At 47.2% G+C, this 23,218-nt stretch carries 22 protein-coding genes; 13 read left to right on the top strand and 9 right to left on the bottom strand.

Annotated features, from left to right (window positions below; genetic code table 11):
* Positions 1–22: 22 nt before the first annotated feature.
* The gene (locus MYF79_RS04460) at positions 23–490 is read right to left on the bottom strand and encodes an SRPBCC family protein (protein WP_247812745.1); all 468 of its coding nucleotides are present in this window, start codon (positions 488–490) and stop codon (positions 23–25) included.
* Positions 491–538: 48 nt separating this feature from the next.
* On the opposite strand from MYF79_RS04460, the gene MYF79_RS04455 reads away from it, so the two are divergent.
* The 3 genes from MYF79_RS04455 to recR all read left to right on the top strand — a co-directional run bounded on the left by MYF79_RS04455 (position 539) and on the right by recR (position 5,911).
* Positions 539–3,736: an ATP-dependent helicase gene (locus tag MYF79_RS04455; RefSeq protein WP_247812744.1), complete on the top strand. Its 3,198-nt coding sequence runs from the start codon at positions 539–541 to the stop codon at positions 3,734–3,736.
* A gap of 62 nt (positions 3,737–3,798) precedes the next feature.
* Positions 3,799–5,277 carry an Ig-like domain-containing protein gene (locus MYF79_RS04450; RefSeq protein WP_247812743.1) on the top strand — a complete coding sequence of 493 codons (1,479 nt, stop codon included), beginning with the start codon at positions 3,799–3,801 and terminating at the stop codon, positions 5,275–5,277.
* 16 nt (positions 5,278–5,293) lie between these two features.
* On the top strand, positions 5,294–5,911 hold the full coding sequence (gene recR / locus MYF79_RS04445; protein WP_247812742.1) for a recombination mediator RecR: 618 nt from the start codon (positions 5,294–5,296) through the stop codon (positions 5,909–5,911).
* Positions 5,912–6,098: 187 nt separating this feature from the next.
* On the opposite strand, the gene MYF79_RS04440 is transcribed toward recR, so the two are convergent.
* The gene (locus MYF79_RS04440) at positions 6,099–6,290 is read right to left on the bottom strand and encodes a hypothetical protein (RefSeq protein ID WP_247812741.1); all 192 of its coding nucleotides are present in this window, start codon (positions 6,288–6,290) and stop codon (positions 6,099–6,101) included.
* Positions 6,291–6,695: 405 nt separating this feature from the next.
* On the opposite strand from MYF79_RS04440, the gene MYF79_RS04435 reads away from it, so the two are divergent.
* From MYF79_RS04435 to MYF79_RS04410, 6 genes are all read left to right on the top strand, one after another.
* Positions 6,696–7,712 (top strand): homocysteine S-methyltransferase family protein, encoded by a 1,017-nt coding sequence (locus MYF79_RS04435; protein ID WP_247812740.1) that lies wholly within the window; start codon positions 6,696–6,698, stop codon positions 7,710–7,712.
* Between the two features lie 44 nt (positions 7,713–7,756).
* A complete protein-coding gene (gene metH, locus MYF79_RS04430; protein WP_247812739.1) occupies positions 7,757–10,513 on the top strand; it encodes a methionine synthase in 2,757 nt (918 codons plus the stop codon).
* 99 nt (positions 10,514–10,612) lie between these two features.
* Complete coding sequence (locus MYF79_RS04425) at positions 10,613–11,377, top strand: exodeoxyribonuclease III (protein WP_247812738.1); 765 nt, start codon at positions 10,613–10,615, stop codon at positions 11,375–11,377.
* Positions 11,378–11,392: 15 nt separating this feature from the next.
* Complete coding sequence (locus MYF79_RS04420; protein WP_247812737.1) at positions 11,393–11,695, top strand: DUF4286 family protein; 303 nt, start codon at positions 11,393–11,395, stop codon at positions 11,693–11,695.
* 307 nt (positions 11,696–12,002) lie between these two features.
* Entirely contained in the window at positions 12,003–12,272 is a 270-nt protein-coding gene (locus MYF79_RS04415) for an HU family DNA-binding protein (RefSeq protein ID WP_029465307.1), read from the top strand.
* Positions 12,273–12,423: 151 nt separating this feature from the next.
* On the top strand, positions 12,424–12,540 hold the full coding sequence (locus MYF79_RS04410) for a 30S ribosomal protein THX (RefSeq protein ID WP_089829760.1): 117 nt from the start codon (positions 12,424–12,426) through the stop codon (positions 12,538–12,540).
* Between the two features lie 80 nt (positions 12,541–12,620).
* Here the strand turns inward: MYF79_RS04410 and pdxH are convergent, their stop codons facing one another.
* Entirely contained in the window at positions 12,621–13,265 is a 645-nt protein-coding gene (gene pdxH / locus MYF79_RS04405) for a pyridoxamine 5'-phosphate oxidase (RefSeq protein WP_247812736.1), read from the bottom strand.
* Positions 13,266–13,372: 107 nt separating this feature from the next.
* Here pdxH and MYF79_RS04400 point away from each other — a divergent pair, with 107 nt between their 5' ends.
* Positions 13,373–14,458 carry a DUF3298 and DUF4163 domain-containing protein gene (locus MYF79_RS04400; protein ID WP_247812735.1) on the top strand — a complete coding sequence of 362 codons (1,086 nt, stop codon included), beginning with the start codon at positions 13,373–13,375 and terminating at the stop codon, positions 14,456–14,458.
* 81 nt (positions 14,459–14,539) lie between these two features.
* On the opposite strand, the gene pyrH is transcribed toward MYF79_RS04400, so the two are convergent.
* The 6 genes from pyrH to MYF79_RS04370 all read right to left on the bottom strand — a co-directional run bounded on the left by pyrH (position 14,540) and on the right by MYF79_RS04370 (position 19,839).
* A complete protein-coding gene (gene pyrH / locus MYF79_RS04395) occupies positions 14,540–15,253 on the bottom strand; it encodes a UMP kinase (RefSeq protein ID WP_110053295.1) in 714 nt (237 codons plus the stop codon).
* Between the two features lie 195 nt (positions 15,254–15,448).
* Positions 15,449–16,276, bottom strand: a complete 828-nt coding sequence (gene tsf, locus MYF79_RS04390; protein ID WP_247812734.1) for a translation elongation factor Ts — start codon at positions 16,274–16,276, stop codon at positions 15,449–15,451.
* Positions 16,277–16,407: 131 nt separating this feature from the next.
* Positions 16,408–17,436, bottom strand: coding sequence for a 30S ribosomal protein S2 (rpsB, locus tag MYF79_RS04385; RefSeq protein ID WP_199654522.1), 1,029 nt, complete (start codon positions 17,434–17,436; stop codon positions 16,408–16,410).
* Positions 17,437–17,510: 74 nt separating this feature from the next.
* Positions 17,511–17,900 carry a 30S ribosomal protein S9 gene (rpsI, locus tag MYF79_RS04380; RefSeq protein ID WP_247812733.1) on the bottom strand — a complete coding sequence of 130 codons (390 nt, stop codon included), beginning with the start codon at positions 17,898–17,900 and terminating at the stop codon, positions 17,511–17,513.
* 14 nt (positions 17,901–17,914) lie between these two features.
* Entirely contained in the window at positions 17,915–18,358 is a 444-nt protein-coding gene (rplM, locus tag MYF79_RS04375) for a 50S ribosomal protein L13 (protein ID WP_110053299.1), read from the bottom strand.
* A gap of 791 nt (positions 18,359–19,149) precedes the next feature.
* On the bottom strand, positions 19,150–19,839 hold the full coding sequence (locus MYF79_RS04370) for a zinc metallopeptidase (RefSeq protein WP_247812732.1): 690 nt from the start codon (positions 19,837–19,839) through the stop codon (positions 19,150–19,152).
* 630 nt (positions 19,840–20,469) lie between these two features.
* On the opposite strand from MYF79_RS04370, the gene radA reads away from it, so the two are divergent.
* The 3 genes from radA (at position 20,470) to MYF79_RS04355 (ending at position 23,217) form a co-directional block, all read left to right on the top strand.
* Positions 20,470–21,840: a DNA repair protein RadA gene (gene radA, locus MYF79_RS04365; protein ID WP_247812731.1), complete on the top strand. Its 1,371-nt coding sequence runs from the start codon at positions 20,470–20,472 to the stop codon at positions 21,838–21,840.
* 56 nt (positions 21,841–21,896) lie between these two features.
* Entirely contained in the window at positions 21,897–22,586 is a 690-nt protein-coding gene (locus tag MYF79_RS04360; protein ID WP_247812730.1) for a ComF family protein, read from the top strand.
* 139 nt (positions 22,587–22,725) lie between these two features.
* A complete protein-coding gene (locus tag MYF79_RS04355; RefSeq protein ID WP_247812729.1) occupies positions 22,726–23,217 on the top strand; it encodes a glutathione peroxidase in 492 nt (163 codons plus the stop codon).
* The last annotated feature ends 1 nt before the right edge of the window (position 23,218 follow it).

The following is a 23,218-nucleotide window of genomic DNA, read 5'->3' as shown; positions in this document are numbered from 1 at the left end:
TGTTATAACATCTTATTTTACCTTAGTGCGTTCCAAACAACCGCTCTATCGCCGCCTTCCTGAAAGCAAAGATGTCCCGCAACTGCCGCTGCACAAAGAGCGCATGAGCAATATCACCTAATATTCCCAGGGGCATGGAATAATGGACTATATCCGTCATCCTGACCCCTTCCGGCACTGGCTCAAAATGGTGCTGATGATGCCATAAGCCGTACGGTCCCTGCCGTTGCTCGTCAATGAAGTATTTACCTTCTGCTACATGCGTGATCTCCGTCATCCATCTCAGCGGTATTCCCAGTACCGGATGAATCACATACGTAATGATCTGTCCTGCATACACCGGCTTATTTGTTGGCGGAGAAGTAATAGCATAACGCATATACGGCGGCGTGATCTTTTCCAGGTTCTCTGCCCGCGAAAAGAATGTCCAGGCATTATCTATACTGGTGTTTAATATCTGCTCATACTGCAAACGATGGATTTTTCCCATAACTTCATATATGTTTTGTATGGCCCGATGCCATGTTCAAATATAGTCATGTCCAGAGATCAGTACCAACGTCATTTCAGGGAAGTCTATGCCCGCCTGAACGGGCAGCAGCGCAAGGCCGTCGATCAGACGGAAGGCCCTGTCATGGTCATTGCCGGCCCCGGCACAGGCAAAACACAGATCCTGGCCTCCAGGATCGGCAAAATATTGCTGGATACTGACTACCTGCCGCAGAATATCCTCTGCCTGACCTATACAGATGCGGGAACAGTGGCCATGCGCAAACGGCTGACAGACTTTATCGGCCCGGATGCCTATCGCGTCAATATCCACACCTTCCACTCTTTCTGTAACGAAGTGATCCAGGACAACCTGAACCTGTTCGACAAACACCATCTCGATCCGGTTTCCGAACTGGAAAAAATACAGCTGCTGAAAAAACTGATCGATGGCTTTACAAAGGATAATCCGCTGAAACGCTACCGGGGTGACGTGTACTTTGACATGAAAAACCTGGACCACCTTTTTTCTACCATTAAAAAAGAAGGCTGGTCTGTGGAATATATCACCGACGCTATCTCTGCCTACATCGAAAGCCTTCCCGGAAGGGAGGCCTTCATCGCAAAGAAAACAACAAGGCAATTCGTCAAAGGAGATATCCGCACAGATAAGATCGCCCTTGAAAAGGAAAAGATGGTGCGGCTTCAGGCTGCCGTAGAACAATTTCCTGTTTATACAGCCCTGATGCATGCAGCAGGCCGTTATGATTTTGATGATATGATCAACTGGGTGATCGGGGCATTTGAAACTTATCCTAACCTGCTGGCAGATTACCGGGAACAGTTCCAATACATCCTGGTCGATGAATACCAGGATACCAGTGGCACTCAAAACAAACTCGTGCAAATGCTGACAGGCGGACAGGAAAGCCCCAACATCTTTGTTGTGGGCGATGACGACCAGTCTATTTACCGTTTCCAGGGCGCAAGTATTGAGAATATGGCACAATTTGCAGACACCTTTGCCGATACGCTGCAGACCATTGTTCTGACACATAACTACCGCTCAGTACAATCTATCCTTGACGTTTCCATGTCGCTGATAGAAAACAACGGAGCCGCCAGGCTGGTGAACCAGTTACCAGGCCTTAGCAAGCGCCTGAGCACCGCCGCCAGTCACCTGATATCCCTGGATATTCCTCCCGTCATCCGGCATTACAATACACCCCGGGACGAAATGATCGATATTACCCGGCAGATCTCACAGTTACTGGATAATGGTACAGCTCCCGGCAGGATCGCTGTTATTTACCGGGAAAATAAATATGGGGAAGAACTGGCCAGCTATTGCCGGTTCCGGCATATTCCTTTCTATTCCAAGCGAAGCATCAACCTGTTTGAAATACCCTTCGCCCGGAAGGTGCTGACCATTCTCCGCTACATTGCCTGTGAAACAGACACGCCTTACAGTGGAGATGACCTCTTATTCTCCATCCTGCATTACGACTTTTATAACATTCCCGCCATCGAGGTGGCCAAGATCAGCATAAGGGCTGCAGAGAAAGGGTACCGGGAAAAATCTTCCATCCGCCAATATCTCCAGGAATGGCAGCATACCCGCAACCTGACCCTGTTTACAGCAGCTCCCGAACAGGCGCTGATCGACTTTACCCGTATCATCGAGAAGCTGATAAAGGATGCGCACAATCTCACCCTTCAACAGCTTTTTGCTGCCATTATCAACGAATGCGGCGTGCTTTCTTACGTGATGCAGTCGCCGGAAAAGCCATGGCTCATGAAGGTATTGCAGTCCCTCTTTGACTTCATAAAGGCCGAAACGCACCGCAATCCGGATCTGAGCCTGGTGCCATTTATGGACATGACAGACCTGATGGAGCATAATAAGATCACAATTCCCATTGTACAGGTTTCGGGGAACGAAAACGGGATCAACCTGCTCACCGCCCACGGCGCCAAGGGATTGGAATTTGAGTACGTATTCATTGCCGGCGCCAACGCTCACCTGTGGGAGAAAAAGACCAGGAGCAATACCGGCTTCGCCTTTCCCGATACACTCTTTACCACAGCAGTGACCAGCACCGATGAACAGGAGCTGCGCAGGCTGTTCTATGTAGCCATGACCCGGGCAGAGAAGTACCTCTATATCAGTTATCCAACGTTCAGAACAGACGGCAAACCGCTGGAACCCAGCCTGTTCGTCACAGAAATATTGGAACAACATGCCCTGCGGGTGGAGAAGGCGCTGATTCCGGAGGATGTCCTGTTCACATTTGAGGCCCTCCAATATACGCAGGGCATAGCGCCGGAAATAGCGCGGACCGACCAGCAGTTCATCGATAATCTGCTTGCCAGCTTTGTGATGAATGTAACTGCCCTCAATAACTACCTCGACTGCCCACTGGGCTTCTATTATAAAAACCTGGTGAGGGTGCCCTCCGGTCGCTCGGAAAATACTGAATTTGGCTCCGCCGTTCACTATGCGCTGGAAAAGCTGTTCCAGAAAATGCAGGAAAGCAAACAATATGAATTCCCTTCCAAAGAAGAATTCATCCGGGACTTTACCTGGAGCATGTTACGCAACCGGGAAAGCTTTACCCGGGAATCTTTTGAAAGAAGGCTGGAATACGGAAAAGACATCCTCGACAGTTATTACGACACTTACTTGTCAAAATGGAACAAGGTGGTCAGCGTGGAACGGAACGTCCGGAATGTAGTGGTCAGCGGTGTACCCCTGAAAGGCAAGATCGATAAGCTGGAATTTGAGGGCAAGCTGGTGAATGTGGTGGACTACAAGACCGGCGATTATGAAAAGACCATCAGGGAATACCAGAAATTTGCCCGCCCCGATCAGCTGCATCCCAATGGAGGAGATTATTGGCGGCAGGCCGTATTTTATAAGGTCCTCCTCGATAATTACCACCAGAAGAACTGGAAAGTGGTCAGTACTGAGTTTGACTTTATTGAGCCGAACAGGCAGAAAGTATATCATAAAGAGAAGGTGGTGATCACCCCGGAAGATGTAGACCTGGTTACCCGACAGATCGTTTCTGCCTGGACAAAGATCCAGAACAGGGAATTCTACACCGGTTGTGGTAAAAAGGACTGCGTATGGTGCAATTTTGTGAAGGATAATAAACTCTATGTGGCGCTTCATGAGCCCGAAGCGGAGAACCTGATGGAGCTTCCCGCCCGTTTGGGAGACTCAACAGGGGTTACGGCAGACTGATTTGGATTTTACTGTTTGGAATTTGATCTTTGGAGCCGGTTTTTGGTATAATACTATAGATAATGAATCATAACTTCCGTGGCTGGGCATACTGGCTGATAGTGATAAGTGCCTCCGTTTTTTTGCTCCCGGGCTGCGCCAACATTGTTCCACCCAGCGGCGGACCGAAAGATACGCTCCCCCCGAGGCTGACCTATGTTACGCCACCGGATTCGACACTCCACTTCAAGGCGAAGAAGGTCTCCTTTACGTTCAACGAATATGTGCAGCTGGATAATGTCTTCGAAAAGCTGATCGTATCTCCTACCCTTAAGCGTACTCCCACAGTAACATCCAAGCTGAAGACCGTTACCATGGTGATCAAGGATACACTGGCAGAGAATACCACCTATACTTTTAACTTTTCAGACGCCATCCGGGACAACAATGAGGGCAATCCTATACAGGATTTCCAGTATGTTGTGTCTACCGGCGATTACCTGGACTCCCTCCAGGTAAAGGGCTTTATCATAGATGCAGAAACAGGAAAGCCTGACAGTAATGTATCCGTGATGATCTACCGGAACAAGATAGACTCTGTCGTGTCTAAGGAGAAACCCGTCTATTTTGCCCGCTCAAAAGGAAACGGGGCCTTCTGGTTCAGGAATATGGCTCCGGGCGATTACAAGCTTTTTGCCCTGAAAGAGGACGACAGAGATCTCCAGTATAATCAACCCAAGGAGTTGATCGCCTTTAGCGACAGCCTCCTTCATCTGAGGGATCAGAACCTGAAAGACATCACCCTGCTGATGTTCATGGAACAGGACAGTACGATCAGGAAACCGGAGGAAGCGGGACAGGAGCAGCAGCCGGTAGAAGAAGAACCCGAGAAAAAAGAGAAAGAGAAGGAAAAAGAAAAGAAGAAAAAACGCACTTTGAATATCTCTGCCGAACTGGCCGATAACAAACAGGAACTGGGCAAGCCCTTGCTGATCACTTTCAGTGCGCCTGTCAAAACACTGGACAGCACAGCCTTCCGTCTTACACAGGATACCGTGTTCACGCCCGTGGCCTTTACTACTTCCTTCGATTCTACCCGTACCAAACTATCGGTACATTTTGACTGGAAAGAAGGCAAGCCCTACAGGCTTATCATACCGAAAGAATCCGTGGCCGATACTGCCGGCATCCAGCCGTCAAAAGCAGACACGATCAGCTTTGCCGCCAAAAAAGAATCAGATTACGGCAGGGTAATGCTGACCCTTACCCTCAGCGATAGTACAAAAGCCATGGTGAGCGACACTATGCACTATGTAGCCCAGCTGATCAGCAATAAGGAGATAAAATACTCCGGAAAAATAGAACGGAACACCTGGGTCCAGAAGCGTATTACACCCGGAGAATATGAGGTGTGGATACTGCTGGACGACAATAATAACGGAAAATGGGACCGCGGCGTGTACTATGGTACGCCGAAGAAACAGCCGGAAAGGGTGGTCAGCTTCCCGAAGAAAGAGAATATTAAGGCCAACTGGGGGGTAAAGATCCCGCTGACGTTATAATTCCTAATTTTACATCATGATATTTTCCTCAGCCCTGATAGAAAATGCAGTTAATGAATTTGCGCGGTTGCCGGGCATTGGCAAAAAAACGGCCTTACGTCTCGTATTGCACCTGCTGAAGCAGGACCCCGCGCAGGTAAAGCTGTTTGGTGAAGTAGTGACCCGTATGCGGGATCAGATTAAATTCTGTAAGATCTGCCACAATGTTTCCGACCAGGAGATCTGTAGCATTTGCGGCAATCCTTCCAGGAATAAGGCCCTGGTATGCGTCGTAGAGAATATCCGCGATGTGATGGCCATCGAAAATACCCAGCAGTTCAATGGCACTTATCATGTACTGGGAGGCATCATCTCCCCTATTGACGGTGTCGGCCCTGATCAGCTGAATATTTATACACTGGTAGACAGGGTCGGGCAACAAGGGATTGAAGAGATCATTATGGCGCTCAGTCCAACAATTGAAGGCGATACAACGATCTATTATCTTTCCAAAAAGCTCAGGGAGTTCCCGGTAAAGATCACAACCATTGCCAGGGGTATTGCCTTTGGCGGCGAACTGGAATATGCGGATGAAATGACGCTTGCAAGATCTATTTCCAACAGGTTGCCGCTGGAGAACTATGTGCAGAAGTAAATGAGCGGATAGCCGGCCGGCTATCCGGGATACCGATAAAAAAATAAGCAAAACGCTTAACGCAAAATGGTTGCCCATTTCGTGTTAAGCGTTTTGCTTAAAAAAGATACGAGTGCTGAACAACACCCGTGTGTGTTTAACCTGTAATTCCACGTTATGAAAATTCGTTATGGTTGGTTAATGTATTTTATGATGAATGCTCATCGCGTTGTTCACTTTCCTGTTCCCGCAGTTCTCTCCAACGCTGCATTTCGTATTTATTCAAAAAACAGATCTTAAAGACCTCAGATCCCTCTCTGTCAGCATCTGCAGGTACCGGGTACAATCCATACTGCGCCAGGTGTTGCTGCAAGCTTTGTACATGCTCGGCAATACTCATTGTAATAATGATTTAATGCAGGTTACGAAACTAAACGGTCAAATGGTGGTAATGCGCCGGTTAGCAGCAACAGCCCTGGTTATATCGGCTATTGCATGTCAGCATGTTCTGGGTGTTGAAATGCCTTAACGATTGTTGTACGTCTTTTTGCATCGTAATTCTCATTGCGGAAGCGTTCCTTCCTATTACCCTACAAATATAGTAGACTTTACAGATCAAAACAAATTTTTTCTGCTCATTTCCCTTCTTCCCAGGTCGCATTACGCACAGCGCCTTCGCCATGCCACTTACGCTCATAATAAGGCAATTATTAAGTACCTTTGTTTATTAGTCTCCGCGGGTGGATTTGTTTATTGTTCGGCCTGCGGGTATTATTAAACCGTAACTAATAAACGTATTACAATTATGAAATCATTATCCCAATGCGCCGCAGAGCGCATTCTGATCATTGATGGGGCAATGGGTACCATGATCCAGCGTTACAAGCTGGAGGAAGCGGATTACAGGGGTGAACGCTTCAAAGATTATCATCTGGATGTAAAAGGTAATAATGACCTGCTCTGTCTTACGCAACCCCAAATTATCGAAGCAATACATAACGAATACCTGGAAGCCGGGGCCGATATTATCGAGACCAATACTTTCAGCAGCACCACTATCGCCATGGCCGACTACGATATGCAGTCGCTCGCCTATGAAATGAATGTTGCTGCTGCGCGCATAGCCAGGAAAGCGGCTGACGAGTACACTGCTAAAAACCCTGACAAACCCAGATTTGTGGCAGGTGCTATCGGTCCGCTGAATAAGACGCTGTCCCTCTCTCCGGATGTAAACAATCCGGGCTTCCGCTCTGTTACTTTTGACGAAGTAGTAGATGCCTACTATGAACAGATCAAGGGCTTGCATGAAGGAGGCGTAGATATTCTGCTCATTGAGACCATCTTTGACACGCTGAACAGTAAAGCGGCCATTTTCGCCACCAAGAAATACTTCCGTGATATTGCCCGGCCGGAGCTGCCGGTGATGATATCGGGCACCATTACGGATGCTTCGGGAAGAACCCTGAGCGGTCAGACACTGGAGGCGTTCTATATTTCCGTTATGCACGCAAAACCGTTCTCAGTAGGGCTCAACTGTGCGCTCGGCGGAGAACAGATGCGTCCCTATATTTCCGAGTTGTCGCAGATAGCAGCCTGCAATGTAAGCTGTTACCCCAATGCGGGGCTGCCCAATGCCTTCGGAGAATATGATGAAACACCGGATCATACGGCGCACATCATTGAAGATTTTGCCCGTGAAGGTTTTGTGAACATCGTAGGTGGCTGTTGTGGCACCACACCAGACCATATCCGTCACATTGCAGAACATGTAAAGATCTTGCCTCCAAGGCCTCTGCCCCAACAGGTGGAAGAACTGGCGTAAGTCAATACTGATAACAGGAGTATTCTAATTACTACAGCAACACAATGAGCGAAACAATCACTTCAGCAGATACTTTACAAACACCCGGAACCGGCACCAAAGTGATAAAACCTTTCCTCCGCCTGAGTGGTCTGGAACCACTGGTGGTAAGGCCCGAGACCAACTTCATTAACATCGGCGAGCGTACTAACGTAACCGGTTCCAAGAAATTTGCCCGCCTGATCCGGGAGGGCTTATATGAAGAAGCCCTCTCCGTGGCCCGCCAGCAGGTAGAAAACGGCGCACAGATACTGGATGTGAACATGGACGACGCCCTCCTGGACGGCGAAAAGGCCATGACCACCTTCCTCAATCTCCTAGCTGCCGAGCCGGACATTTCCAGGATACCGGTGATGATCGACTCCAGTAAGTTCAGCATCATAGAGGCCGGCCTTAAATGCCTGCAGGGCAAATGTATCGTCAACTCCATCAGCCTGAAGGAAGGCGAAGCCAAATTCATTGAGCAGGCACAGATCTGTAAAGCCTTTGGCGCCGCCGTGGTGGTCATGGCTTTCGATGAATACGGACAGGCTGATACCGAAGAGAAAAAGGTCAGCTTCTGCCACCGCTCCTACAAGATATTGACAGAAAAGGTTGGTTTTGACCCGCAGGATATCATCTTCGACCCTAACATCTTCGCGATCGCCACGGGTATAGAAGAGCACAATAACTATGCGGTAGACTTCATCAACGCTACCCGCCGTATAAAAGAACTGATGCCCCTCACCAGCGTAAGCGGCGGGGTAAGTAATATCTCCTTCTCCTTCCGTGGTAACGATGTTGTTCGTGAGGCAATGCACTCTGTGTTCCTTTTCCATGCTATCAAAGCAGGTATGAACATGGGCATCGTAAATGCCGGCATGCTTCAGATCTATGATGAAATAGAACCGGCACTGCGCGAACTCTGTGACGATGCTATTCTCAACCGCCGGGAAGACGCCACCGAACGCCTCATCGCCTTTGCCGAAACGGTGAAGAGCAAGGGTAAAGTGATCGAAAAAGACGAAACCTGGCGCCAGGGCACCGTGGAAGAACGCCTGAGCCATGCGCTGGTAAATGGTATTACAGATTATATCGAGGCCGATACAGAAGAGGCACGCCAGCAATACCCACGTCCGCTGGATGTTATTGAAGGCCCTCTCATGGCCGGTATGAACATCGTGGGCGACCTGTTTGGCAGCGGTAAGATGTTCCTCCCACAGGTGGTGAAAAGCGCCCGTGTGATGAAGAAATCCGTGGCCGTGCTCACGCCCTATATAGAGGCTGAAAAGCAAAAACTGGTAGAACTGAATGGCGGTGTGGTAAAATCCGCCGGAAAGATCCTGCTCGCTACAGTAAAAGGCGATGTGCATGATATCGGGAAGAATATCGTAGGCGTAGTGCTGGGCTGTAACGGTTATGACATTATTGACATGGGCGTAATGGTACCGGCAGAGAAGATATTACAGACCGCCCGCCAGGAGCAGGTGGACATTATTGGTCTCAGTGGCCTGATCACCCCCAGCCTGGACGAGATGGTAAACGTAGCCAGGGAAATGAAACGCCAGCATTTTGAAGTGCCCCTGATCATTGGAGGCGCTACCACTTCCCGTACGCATACAGCCGTAAAAATAGCCCCTGAATACGAACACGGGGTAATACACGTACTCGATGCCTCCCGTAGCGTAACAGTTACCGGAAGCCTGCTGAACAAAGCGCTGAAGAAGTCTTTCCTGGACGATGTGAAGCTCGAGTACCAGAAACTGAACGAAAATTTCCGGAACAAGAAACCGGTAAAACAATATCTGCCCATTGCAGAAGCCCGTCAGCACAAGGCCATCAATGACTGGAGCAACTACAAGCCAGTTGTACCTAAAAAACCTGGCGTACATGTTTTCCAGAACTATGACCTGGCTGAAATAGCTGAATACATTGACTGGCAGCCCTTCTTCATCTCCTGGGAACTGCATGGTAAATTCCCGCAGATCCTTACGGATGAAATCGTAGGCAAGGAAGCCTCCCGCCTGTTCGAAGATGCGAAAGCTATGCTGAAACGTATCGTAGAGGAAAAGTGGCTTACTGCCAATGGCGTGATAGGCCTGTTCCCTGCCAACAGGAGCGCGGATGATACCATCTCTGTATTGTCGCCCCAACCCGGCGCCGGCACGGTTCACCTGGAATGTCTCCGCCAGCAGATCAAAAAGGCTCCCGGTCAGCCGAACCTCTCCCTGGCCGATTTCATTGCCCCGGCAGAAGCAGGCATCCAGGACTATATGGGCGCGTTTGCCGTTACAACAGGCGGCGATATAGAAAAATGGCTGGAAAAGTTCAAGGCAGACCACGACGATTACAGCAGTATTATGCTGAAAGCCCTTGCTGACAGGCTGGTAGAAGCCTTCGCAGAGCTGATGCACAAACGTGTAAGACAGGAATTCTGGGGGTATGCAACAGATGAACGTCTTGACAATGATGCACTGATCCGCGAGGAATACTCCGGCATCCGACCCGCACCGGGTTATCCGGCATGTCCTGAACATACCGAGAAATACAAGCTGTTTGATATGCTGGATGCTACTGCCAATACCGGTATCATCCTTACCGAATCGCTCGCCATGTACCCGGCGTCCAGCGTTAGTGGCTGGTATTTTGCACACCCTGAGGCCAAATATTTCGGCCTTGGCAAGATAGAGAAAGACCAGGTGGAAGACTATGCTGCCCGAAAGGGATGGACCATTGAGGAAGCCGAGAAGTGGCTGCGCCCCGTACTTGAATATGACATGTAATGCATCTGTATAGCGGTAGTCCATCCAACATGGACTACCGTTTTTTTATAATTAACACCAATATTGTCCATAGACCGTGGACGAATGAGCTACCACACCATGAGAATTGTATCCTATAATGTGAACGGACTGCGTTCCGCCATGAACAAAGGTTTCACTGAGTGGCTGAAAACCGATCCGGCAGATATCGTATGCCTGCAGGAGATCAAAGCCCACAAAGACAATGTGGATTACCGCCAATTTGAGGAACTGGGTTACGAGCACTACTGGTACCCTGCAGAAAAAAAAGGGTATAGCGGAGTAGCCGTACTCACAAAGATCAGCCCCGACCATGTACAATATGGCAACGGCTTCATGCAGAGCGATGCGGAAGGACGTGTTATAAGGCTCGATTTTGGCGATATCACGCTTGTTAATACCTACATCCCTTCCGGTACCAGTGGAGACGAAAGACAGACCTATAAATACCAGTGGCTGGACGAATTTTACGGCTACCTGGACCAGCTGAAAAGCACAAGGCCTAACCTCGTGGTATGCGGCGACTATAATATATGCCATAAGCCGATAGACATCCACGACCCGGTAGGCAATAAGAAATCGTCAGGCTTTTTGCCGGAAGAGCGGGCCTGGCTGGATAAACTGTTCAGCAACGGGTTTGTGGATACCTTCCGTCATTATCATCCGGAACCGCATCAGTATAGCTGGTGGAGCGTACGGTCCAATGCCAGGGCCAATAACAAGGGCTGGCGTATCGATTATATCAATGTGACCGCTCCCCTGCAGGAAAGACTGAAAGATGCCCGGATCTGGCAGGAGGTGAAGCATTCAGACCATTGTCCCGTATACCTGCAATTGGGATCTTAAACCCGTTTTCAACACATGATAATATACAATGTCACAACCAAGGTAACACACTTCATCAACGAAAGATGGTTGCAATGGATGAAAGAAGAGCATATTCCAGCTATTATGGCTACGGGACTTTTCCACGATTACCGCATCTGCAGGCTGCTTGAGCAGGATGACCAGGATGGTCCCACCTACTCAGCCCAGTACTTTACAGACACACTGGAGAATTATCAGACCTTCCTGGAAGAGCATGCACCCGGCCTGCGGAAAGCCTCGTATGACCTGTTTGGGAACCAGTTTGTGGCCTTTAATACAGTAATGCAGGTTGTATAAGATGTTAAACTTATCCACAGGAAATCCACTGATCATACGGGGTTTAGACTTTGGTACAATACTTGGAACACATACGCGTTTATATCAAATAGTGCAGCAAATGGCCTGTCATAGCGGATTTCATCAAAGCAAGGGGTTTACCCCATCGCTGACGTGTCACATGTTAATCTGCTGTAACCGTTACCTGTAGGCGTTTTCAGCCGATGATTTTTTGATGAAAAAAGATTCAAAAAATTTGGTAATCTGATAAAACGCGCTATATTTGCTCACATCAAACATTTTATTCACTAGTTAAATCTTACTAGCTATGAACAAAGCCGAATTAATCGACAAGCTGGCAAAAGATGCCGCTATCACTAAAACCCAAGCTAACGAAGCACTGGATTCTTTCACTAAAGCTGTTGCTGATACCCTGAAAAAAGGTGGTAAAGTAACCTTAGTAGGTTTCGGTACTTTCTCTGTTTCTAAACGTGCTGCTCGTAACGGTAGAAACCCACAGACTGGCCAGATCATCAAGATCAAAGCTAAGAAAGTTGCTAAATTCAAAGCTGGTAAGGCTCTGTCCGACAAGCTTTAATCGGTTAGCTTAACTTATTCAAGCAAGGAACACTACTGTTTCTTGCTTTTTTTTTGCATTTAACAGCCGCTATTCCGTAATTTGCGCCTGATTAGCGGGAGTTACATCCTCAGATTAACAAACATCAATAATAAACATCAAACTGTTTACAATGGGTAGAGGTGATATCAAAACCAAAAAAGGTAAGATTTCTAACGGTTCTTTCGGCAAGTCAAGACCTGCTAAACCAAAGAAAGCTGCTGCTGCTAAAGCTGAAAAAAAGGCTTAATGCAACTGGGAATTAGGAATTAAGAATTCGTCCGAAACGCTAATTCCTAATTCCTGACTTTATAATACCAACTACGCCTGTCAGGGCGCCAGGCGCTCTATCTTCCACTCATTACCTTCCTGGCTGTATAATATCCTGTCGTGCAAACGGCTGCTGCGTCCCTGCCAGAATTCCATTTTCAAAGGTTTTACTACATAACCGCCCCAGTATGCCGGACGTACCGGATCCTGCAACACATATTTTTCAGCAACCATTCTCACCTGGTCTTCCAGGAAACTACGGTGCGGTATCACCCGGCTCTGTGGAGAAGCAATAGCGCCTATACGACTGCCGGGAGGCCTGCTGTTGTAATACTCGTCACTCACGTCAGCGCCTACTTTGCTAACAGTTCCGTCTATACGTACCTGTCTTTCCAGTTCCTGCCAGAAGAACAACAATGATACGTTGGGGTTAGCCGCCATCTCTGCGCCCTTACGGCTTTCGTAGTTTGTGAAGAACACAAAACCATCCGCATCAAAACTCTTTAACAACACAATACGTGCGGAAGGATGCCCGTCAGGGGTACTGGTGGCCAGTGTCATGGCATTGGGCTCGTTCAGTTGCCCGTTGGTTGCATCGTTCCACCAACGTTCAAATTGTTCTATGGGATCCTTTGCCACATCCCCCTCATCGAGGGAAGCCAGGCGGTAATCTTTACGCAGATCTGCTACTTCTTTGTTCAACATGGTCCTGATTTTAACTATGGCAAAGATACTTATAAACATAGCATGTAACCGGTCACGAGGGCAGATTGATATATGACAGTGGTCAGTTTATTTAGTAATTTTAGCGCATGAGAACCATATTATTATTAGCTATTACCTGTTGTGTGCTCGTCTCCTGCGGCAAGAAAACAAAGCAGCAGACGCAGACTTCAAAAGTCCCTGATCCTACCAAAACTGCTTTCTATTATCTCCACCTGAAAGGCACCATCGGAACGGAAGCTGTGACCATGGACCTTGTTAAATCAGGTATCTGGATCTTCCGCGGATATTATACTTATGATAAGGTTGGTGAACCTATTATGATATGGGGTAGTCCGGAAGGCGATAAGGTGATCCTGTATGAGAACACTGACCGCAACGAGGAAAGGCTGTTTTCGGGCAAACTGGACAGTCTTGGTAACTTTACAGGCAAATGGAGGGGTAAGGGTACCTCCTATCCTTTTGAGCTCAAACCAAGCCAGGAAAACACCATTCCGCTCGATGTGCTGTATGCTGCCGACTCGGTAGATCTTTTCCCCGGCAATCCAAATACGCCAACCGGCCAGGCAACCAACAGCATTGTATGGCCTGCCGCGGGTGTTGACGAGACTACGGCCGCTTTTATACGCAATTGCATCACAGATGGCAAACCTGCCAATGACGCGAACAAATATATACGCCGGGATATTGACTCTTTCCTGATCACCTACAAGGTCAATGAAAAAGACCTGGATACCACGGAGGGCATTCCTGCGACAGCCAACTGGGCTGCTGATGCCGATATTAAAATAGTCTGGAACCAATACCCACTGCTGGTACTGGAATATTTCAGTTATGAATTCACCGGTGGTGCACACGGCAATTATGGGGCACATTACCAGGTACTGGATCTGGAGAAAAAGAAGGTCCTGAAGCCGGAAGACATCCTGAAACCAGACTATAAAACGGAGCTGATACCCGAACTGGAGAAATCCTTCCGGGGCATCTATAAACTGGCGGATGGGGAGAAACTGGAAACGATGCTGCTCACCAAAGAGATCGTTCCCAATGATAATTTCCTGGTAACGGACAAAGGTATCGGCTTCAGTTATACACCTTACGAGATAGGGCCATATGCATTAGGCCAGGTAACCCTGTTCGTGCCTTATAAGAACATCAGGTCCCTGTTGAAATAAAAACAGGGACCAGGAATTAAGAACAACGGACAATGTTGTTCTTAATTCCTGGTCCCTGATATCAGTAATACAGCAATCAGATTAACCCTTCACAAGCGTACCTACATTCTTGCCCATTATTACCTGCAGCAGGTTACCACCCTTATTCATGTCAAATACGATAATAGGCAGTTTATTCTCCTGGCAGAGGGTGAATGCGGTCATGTCCATCACGTTGAGTGATTTCTGGTACACTTCAGAGAAGGTGATAGATTCGAAACGGGTAGCAGTTGGATCTTTCTCCGGATCGGCAGTGTAGATACCATCGACACGGGTTCCTTTCAGGATCACATCTGCCTGTATTTCTATAGCACGCAGGGAAGCGGCCGTATCTGTGGTGAAGTAAGGGTTACCGGTACCCGCGCCAAATATCACTACACGGCCTTTTTCGAGGTGACGGATAGCACGGCGACGGATGTATGGTTCAGCGATCTGCTCCATTTTAATGGCAGACTGAAGACGGGTATATAGCCCTACTTTCTCCAGGCCGCTTTGCATGGCCATACCGTTGATCACCGTTGCCAGCATACCCATATAATCTCCCTGGGCCCTTTCTATGCCGGTTTCTGCTTCATTCATACCACGATAAATGTTACCACCTCCAATTACCACGGCTACCTGTACTCCAAGGTCGGTCACAGCTTTAATATCGTACGCATACTGCGTGATCACTCTGTGATCGATACCATAATTACCTTCTCCCATCAGGGATTCACCGCTCAATTTGAGTAAAATACGCTTATACTTTGGCAACATGACTATAGAAAAATGATATGAAAATGTGTTTAGTAAATGGTTTACAGGGCCCGAATATATAAAAAAATGCGGAACACCTTACTTCTGGTGTTGCGAAAGGGGAAGTATAGACAGTGTCCGGCCCATTGCATTCTCGATATAAAGCACAAAAAAAAGGAGAGAATTTGATTCTCTCCTTTTAAACAGGTAATAAAATTACCCTAAAGCGATTCTTGTAAATCCGGTTACTTTCAGATCTGCGCTAACAGATTTCAGGTAATCGCCAACAGATTTGTTGTTGTCTTTAACGAATGCCTGAGGTAACAGGGTATTTTCTTTGAAGAATTTGTTCACTTTACCGATAGCGATCTTTTCAGCCATATCGCCGGTTTTACCTTCAGCAGCGATCTGCTCGATAGCGATAGCTTTTTCGCGGGCAACCAGTTCAGGAGAAACGCCATCAGCGTCTACTGCGATCGGGTTCATAGCTGCGATCTGCATAGCGATATCTTTACCTACTTCTTCAGAAACAGGAGCAGAGAAACCAACCAGTACACCCATGCGGTAGTTACCGTGGATGTAAGCGGTTACAGACGCTGCAGAGATCTTTTCAAATTTAGCCAGGGTGATTTTTTCACCGATCTTAGCTACCTGATCGTTCACTTTATCATTTACGGTAGCGCCGTCCAGGGTAGCTGCACCCAGTTCTTCCAGGGTGTTAGCGCCTGTGCTCAGTGCCAGGTCAACGATAGACTGAGCGAATTTCACGAATTCTTCGTTTTTAGCAACGAAGTCAGTTTCACAACCCAGTGCTACTACTACACCGGATTTGCCGTCTGCAGCAGTTTTAGCAATGATAACACCTTCTTTGGTTTCGCGGTCAGAACGCAGGGCTGCTACTTTCTGTCCTTTTTTACGCAGATAATCTACTGCTTTTTCGAAATCACCATCACTTTCTACCAATGCTTTTCTGCAATCCATCATACCTGCACCAGTTTGCTGACGCAGTTTGTTAACATCAGCGGCTGTAATTGTTGCTGCCATAACTTATAATGAGTTTAATATAGATTAATATTTATCCTTTATCAACTATTAGCTGAATTGCGAATCATGGAACAAAGAGTCTATGTCCACGATTCGCAATTGCTTTATGATTGTTGTCTGTATACGGGAGATTATCTTCCGCCACCGCCTGGGCGAGGACCACCGGAACCAGCAGGACGACGCTGTCCGCCGCCACCGCCGCCTGGACGGTTACCACCACCGCCACCTGGGCGATTGCCTCCACCGCCACCAGGACGGTTACCACCACCGCCACCAGGACGGTTGCCACCACCGCCACCGCGGTTACCACCACCAGGACCACGTCCACCGGCGCCACCAGGACCACCAGGACCGCGACCACCAGGTTTACGGCCTCTTTCACCACGATCGTCGCCGCCTTCCAGTTCGAATTTCAGCGCCTGGTTGTCAGCTTCTTCTTCTTCAACTACATCGTCAGTTTTCTCATTAGCTCTTTCTGCCAGACCTTCTGCGATTGCAGCAGCGATATAGTTAGTGATGATTGCGATAGATTTAGTCGCGTCATCATTTGCAGGAACTGCGAAGTCTACTTTAGTAGGATCGGAGTTGGTATCTACCATACCGAAGGTAGAGATACCCAGACGACGGGCTTCTGCCAGTGCAATGTGCTCGTGGCTGATGTCAACCAGGAACAGCGCTGCAGGAACACGTGCCAGCTGAGCGATACCGCCCAGTACTTTCTCCATTTTCTCCTTATCGCGGGTTAAGGTCAGACGCTCTTTCTTGGTGATGCTATCCAGGGTACCATCAGCCAGCATCTTTTCGATGCTCTGCATCTTCTTAACGCTCTTACGGATAGTAGCGAAGTTGGTCAGCATACCACCTAACCACCTTTCAGTAACGAAAGGCATGTTAACGCGTTTTGCAGCTTCAGCTACGATTTCTTTAGCCTGTTTCTTAGTGGCTACGAACATGATCTTTTTACCGCTCTTAGCGATAGATTTCAGGGCTGCAGCTGCATCCTGTAAACCTTCAACGGTTTTATTCAGATCTATGATGTGAATACCTTTCTTTTCTGCGAAGATGTAAGGCAGCATCTTCGGGTTCCATTTTTTCTTCAGGTGACCGAAGTGTACACCCGCCTCCAGTAACTGCTGCTGTAATGAGGTATTATTTTCCATGTTATTATGCTCTGTTATAAAAGGTCAATGTTAATAATCTGCGCATCGCATATAGCTCCACGCATTCATCACTATTAGCGTTTAGAGAACTGGAAGCTTCTTCTAGCTTTAGCTTTACCTGGTTTCTTACGTTCAACGCCTCTCGGATCACGTTTCAGCAGACCTGCTGCTTTCAGCGCCGGACGGTATTCGATGTTCACTTCGCAAAGTGCACGTGCAATACCCAGCTTAATAGCTTCTGCCTGACCCTTGATACCACCACCGGCAGCATTTACCTTTATATCAAATTTATCTGTAGCGTCGATTGTCTTCAGCGGCAGTTCTACCTGGTTCTGCAGGTATACCAGCGGGAAGTATTCTTTATAGTCTTTGTCGTTCACAACAACGTTACCAGTACCCTTGCTGATGTACACACGGGCTACGGCTTCCTTACGACGACCAATAGTATTTTTTTGCTTTTCCATGTATCAGAGAAAAATTAGAAAGTTAATGTTTTCGGTTTCTGCGCAGCGTGTGGATGCTCAGCGCCTGCATATACAAACAGTTTTTTGTACATGGCACGTCCCAGACGGTTCTTAGGCAGCATACCTTTTACAGCTCTTTCTATGATCAGTTCCGGTCTGCGACGAACCAGGTCTTTAGCAACTTCTGCTTTCTGACCACCTGGATAACCAGAGAAAGTCAGATATTCCTTGTCATTCCATTTATTACCGGTAAACTGAACTTTCTCAGCATTGATAACAATAATGAAATCACCACAGTCAGTGTGAGGTGTATAGTAAGGCTTGTTCTTACCTCTTAAGATTGCCGCAATCTTAGCGCTCATCCTACCCAATGTCAGGTTGGTAGCGTCTACGATGTGCCATTCACGCGTTACAGTAGCGTCATTGGCCGATTTAGTCTTGAAGCTTAAAGTGTTCATTATAGTATATAATAAAGTTTTTACGTTCTGATATAACTATCCCAAACAAAATGGGAGTGCAAAACTAATCCTCTTAATTCATAAAACCATACTTTTGAGGAAGTTTTTTGGAAGACACCTTTGCAATGTGTTGATTTTCAATAATAATTTTGACACAGAATTATTAACAGCACCAGTGAATAATTCCTGGAGAGTATTTTTTAACTACTGATCAACCTCTAATACATACATCTATTTCATAATACTACAGAATACCTGATAAAACAGGCAACTCCTTTCAAATCATATCAGGGTTTGCAGCACTGTACTGCATTCTACCTGACCTCATTTTTACCAACCCCACGGGCTGGCCTGGTACAGGCTCTCCGGCAGGGTATCGCTACGGTATGTACCCGGTACCAACGGTGTACCAATGGCCTGAACTTACGTTCATCTTACGTTCAAGACGTAAGATAAACGTAAGTTCAGGCCATTGGTACTATAGTCGCACTACAGTCATATCGAAGCCGATGCATAAGTCCTGGAAGCCAGCTTAACCGATACATTGTATCTGATATGTATAGTAGAGATTCGCCCGAGGTTCGCTCAGGGTAGCCTCATCCTCCCTTAATCTTCCGTTCCGGAACGGAAGATTAAGGGAGGATGAGGCTACCCTGAGCGAACCTCCACTATACCTCAAAGAAAGCATAAGGTTTCCGTGCACGTTCCATTGTGCGTTCCCGCGATCATAAAAAGAGGCCGGGAAGCATTTTCCCGACCTCTAGCATATTGATTAACAGATGATAATAAAATTAGTCCCTGTTCCTGGCGCCTGCATAGATCATGATATACTGCAACAGCGTAACTATAGATGCGATCGCTGCCACCACATAGGTCATTGCCGCCCACCAGAGGGCGTCCTTCGCCTTGTCATGCTCTTCCCTGCGCATCAGCGAGGTATTGTCCAGCCAGGCCAGGGCCCTCCTGGAAGCATCAAACTCCACAGGCAGGGTTATCAGGGCAAAAATCGTGGTCACCCCGAAAAGGATAATACCACCCAGCAACAGTGCCGGGAAGACATTTATCAGCAAAATACCGCCCAGCAATACCCATTGTACCAGGCCGGAACTGAACTGTACCGCCGGTACGAGTTTGGAACGCAGGTTCAGCCAGGGATAAGCCCGCTGGTGCTGCACCGCATGCCCGCACTCGTGCGCCGCCACCGCTGCAGCCGATACATTTGCCCCGGAATATACATCCGGACTGAGATTTACCGTTTTATTTGCCGGATCGTAGTGGTCAGATAAAAAGCCATCAACGGAAATCACCTGCACGTCATATATCCCATTGTCTTTCAACATCTTTTCAGCAATCTGCTTACCGGTTAGCCCCGAAGAGGTCGGTATAGCGCTGTATTCCCTGATTTTGCTTTTCAATCTCCAGCTTATCAACATGCTGACCCCGATAAAGATCAGCGACATAAACATAATGCCAGGTGTCATACTATTTAAAATGAGGTTTTAGTTCGATACAAAATTACTCGTAACCATGATCAAATTACCGTCCAAATCATCCCTCCGGAGGGGATTTAGGATTTCCTTAAGAATTGGTCCGGTCTCCTTCATTTTTTCCTGCCAATTAGGAAATTTAACACTGCCAATATGGCGTTTCGTAAAATTTTGAAATGTCAATCCGGACGTTATGACAGATATATTTTATGCTTTTATGACGCCGATTTCATATATAATTTATGGCGGCATCATTCCTATTTATCAACCTTTTACGCTCTTCCAATGAAAGTATAATTGAATGCCTTCAACCGCTGAAACGTGCTATGGTGGCAGATCTGTCACATTATGAAAAGTCATCAAAAGTTATTCACATCAATTAAATAAACTTTTTTATTCTGTAGCCATTTAGTAATTTAGACGTGAATTTAATGGGTTAGTAAGTAGAAAGAGTCAGCAGAAATTTCTGTTGGCTCTTTTCTTTTTTGCCCGATTTTTTCCTGCCCCTTTTTCATGAAAAACTGAATGCCTTCAACTCACTTTTCTTTCATTTTTTTCATCATCACATCATCGTTTATTTTTTCTTTTTTACGTAGCCGATGATTTACGTTTTAAATTTGCCGCATGAAAATTAAAACTGCGTTCTTCTGTCAGAATTGTGGATACGAATCAGCTAAATGGACCGGTAAATGTCCAAGTTGTGGGCAATGGAATACATTCGTTGAAGAAAAAGTACAAAAGGATATCCCTTTACGTAATACCAGCTGGCAACCTGAAAAAGAAAACGGCAGATCAGATAACATCGTGAACCTTTCCGAAGTGAGCGGCATAGAAGAAGACCGCCTGCTCACGCCCGATGCAGAACTGAACCGTGTATTGGGCGGCGGTATAGTACCCGGCTCCTTAGTACTTGTAGGAGGCGAACCCGGTATAGGCAAAAGCACCTTGTTCCTGCAGAACGCATTGCAACTCAAAGACATCACTACCCTCTACATCAGTGGTGAGGAAAGTGCACAGCAGATAAAAATGAGAGCGGACAGATTACAGGTAAAAAATGATCTGTTCTATCTGCTCACAGAAACATCTACACAAACCATCTTCCAGGAAATAAAGAAACTACGTCCGCAACTCGTTATAGTTGACTCGATTCAAACTTTACAATCGCCTTTTATCGAATCGGCTCCCGGTAGTGTATCCCAGATCAGGGAAACGACCGCCGAAATGCAACGTTTTGCCAAGGAGAGCCATACTCCTGTGTTCCTCATCGGCCATATCACCAAAGATGGCGCTATTGCAGGCCCTAAGATACTGGAGCATATGGTAGACACCGTGCTGCAGTTCGAAGGCGATCAACACTATGCTTACCGCATACTCCGCACTATCAAGAACCGTTTCGGATCAACAGCGGAACTGGGCATTTATGAAATGACCGGCGCCGGATTAAGACAGGTCACCAACCCGTCGGAGATCCTGATATCACAAAGGGAAGACCAGCTGAGCGGTGTGGCTATTGCCGCTACTATGGAAGGCATGCGCCCTATGCTGGTGGAAGTACAGGCGCTGGTAACACAGTCTGTATATGGCACTCCTCAACGTACCGTCACCGGTTTCGATCTGCGCAGGCTGCAACTGCTGCTGGCCGTACTGGAAAAACGCGGCGGATTTCATTTCGGTGTAAAAGATGTCTTCCTGAACATTGCCGGCGGTATTCGTGTAGAAGATCCTTCTATTGACCTCGCAGTATTGTGCGCGCTCTTATCTTCCTACGAAGACGCCGCCATCAGCAGCAAGATATGTTTTGCAGGAGAGGTAGGTCTCAGTGGAGAGATACGCGCTGTGAACCGTATAGAACAACGTATTGCAGAAGCAGAAAAACTGGGATTCGAAAAGATCTTCATCAGCCGCTACAATAAGAAGGGCACAGATTTCAGCAAGTTCAATATTGAAGTGGTACCTGTAGGCAGGGTCGATGAAGTATACAGAAGCCTCTTTTAATTTTCCGGTTTTCAGGTTTTCATTATTTTCAGCAACGAACTACCCATACCTGAAAAATGAAAAACCTGTTATCCTCGCTGCTGGACCTGTTCTATCCGCATACCTGTGACGGATGTGGCACAGATCTTACCCGTACTGAAAAGGTCCTTTGCATCCGCTGCCTGCGCCGGCTGCCGCTTACCGGCTATCAGCACCTGCCCGGCAACCCGGTAGAAAAGATCTTCTGGGGAAGGGTTAATATCAGGCATGCCATGTCAGCTTATTATTACCGGAAGTCGTCTTTATTACAACAGCTTATTTACCAGTTCAAATACGATCGGCGGGAAGATATTGCCACCCATCTGGGCCAGCAGATGGGCAACATCCTCCTGCAAAGCGGTTGGCTATACGAAATAAACAGTATCATTCCCGTTCCCATACATCCCACCAAACTACAGCAGAGAGGATATAACCAGGCCATGCTCCTGGCAAACGGTGTGGCTGCAATAACAGGAAAACCGGTCATGGAGGAAATACTTTTCAGAAACAACTATTCTCCGTCGCAGACCAATAAGGGCCGTCTGCTCCGCTGGCAAAATGTTTCCAATGTCTTTTCCATCAGGCAAACCGACCAGTTAAAGGATCAGCATGTCCTGCTCATCGATGATGTACTCACTACCGGCGCCACCCTTGAAGCATGCAGCAGCCTGTTACTGGGCGCCGGTGCAGCGGTAAGCATTTACACGCTGGCCTTTGCTCACCATTAAAATAGCATGGCCTCCGCTTATCATTAACACCTTATATACAATATTTTACTTAATTTTATTTGCTCACTTTTTTTTAAAATCACTCTACAATCCTAATTATATGACACTGAAGACACTGTTGATTTCAATACTATTGTTTATGAAAGGCGGAGCTATATATGACTTTAAAGTAGACGGCGTTGATGGCGGCAAAATCAATTTTGCAGATTATAAGGGCAAGAAGATCCTGATCGTAAACACCGCCTCTATGTGTGGAAACACTCCTCAGTACGCTGACCTGGAGAAACTGTACAAGAAATACGAAAAGAACCTGGTGATCATTGGTTTCCCTGCTAACAACTTCGGCTCACAGGAACCTGGTTCCAATGCTGAGATCCATGAATTCTGTACCAAGAAATATGCAGTTACCTTCCCGATGGCTGCCAAGATCTCTGTAAAAGGCAGTGACATCCACCCTATCTATAAATGGCTGCTGGATGAAAGTAAAGCCAAACACCTCGAACCATCAGAAGTACAATGGAATTTCCAGAAATACCTGCTGGATGAAAAGGGTAACCTGGTAGCCGTGTTCTCACCTAAAACCCAACCGCTTTCACCTGAAGTAACGGCCGCGATAGAAAAGAAATACTAAT

Source organism: Chitinophaga filiformis (genome assembly GCF_023100805.1).
Taxonomy (GTDB): Bacteria; Bacteroidota; Bacteroidia; order Chitinophagales; family Chitinophagaceae; genus Chitinophaga; species Chitinophaga filiformis_B.
Note: the sequence above shows the minus strand (reverse complement) of the source record. Positions and strands in the feature narration are given on the sequence as shown.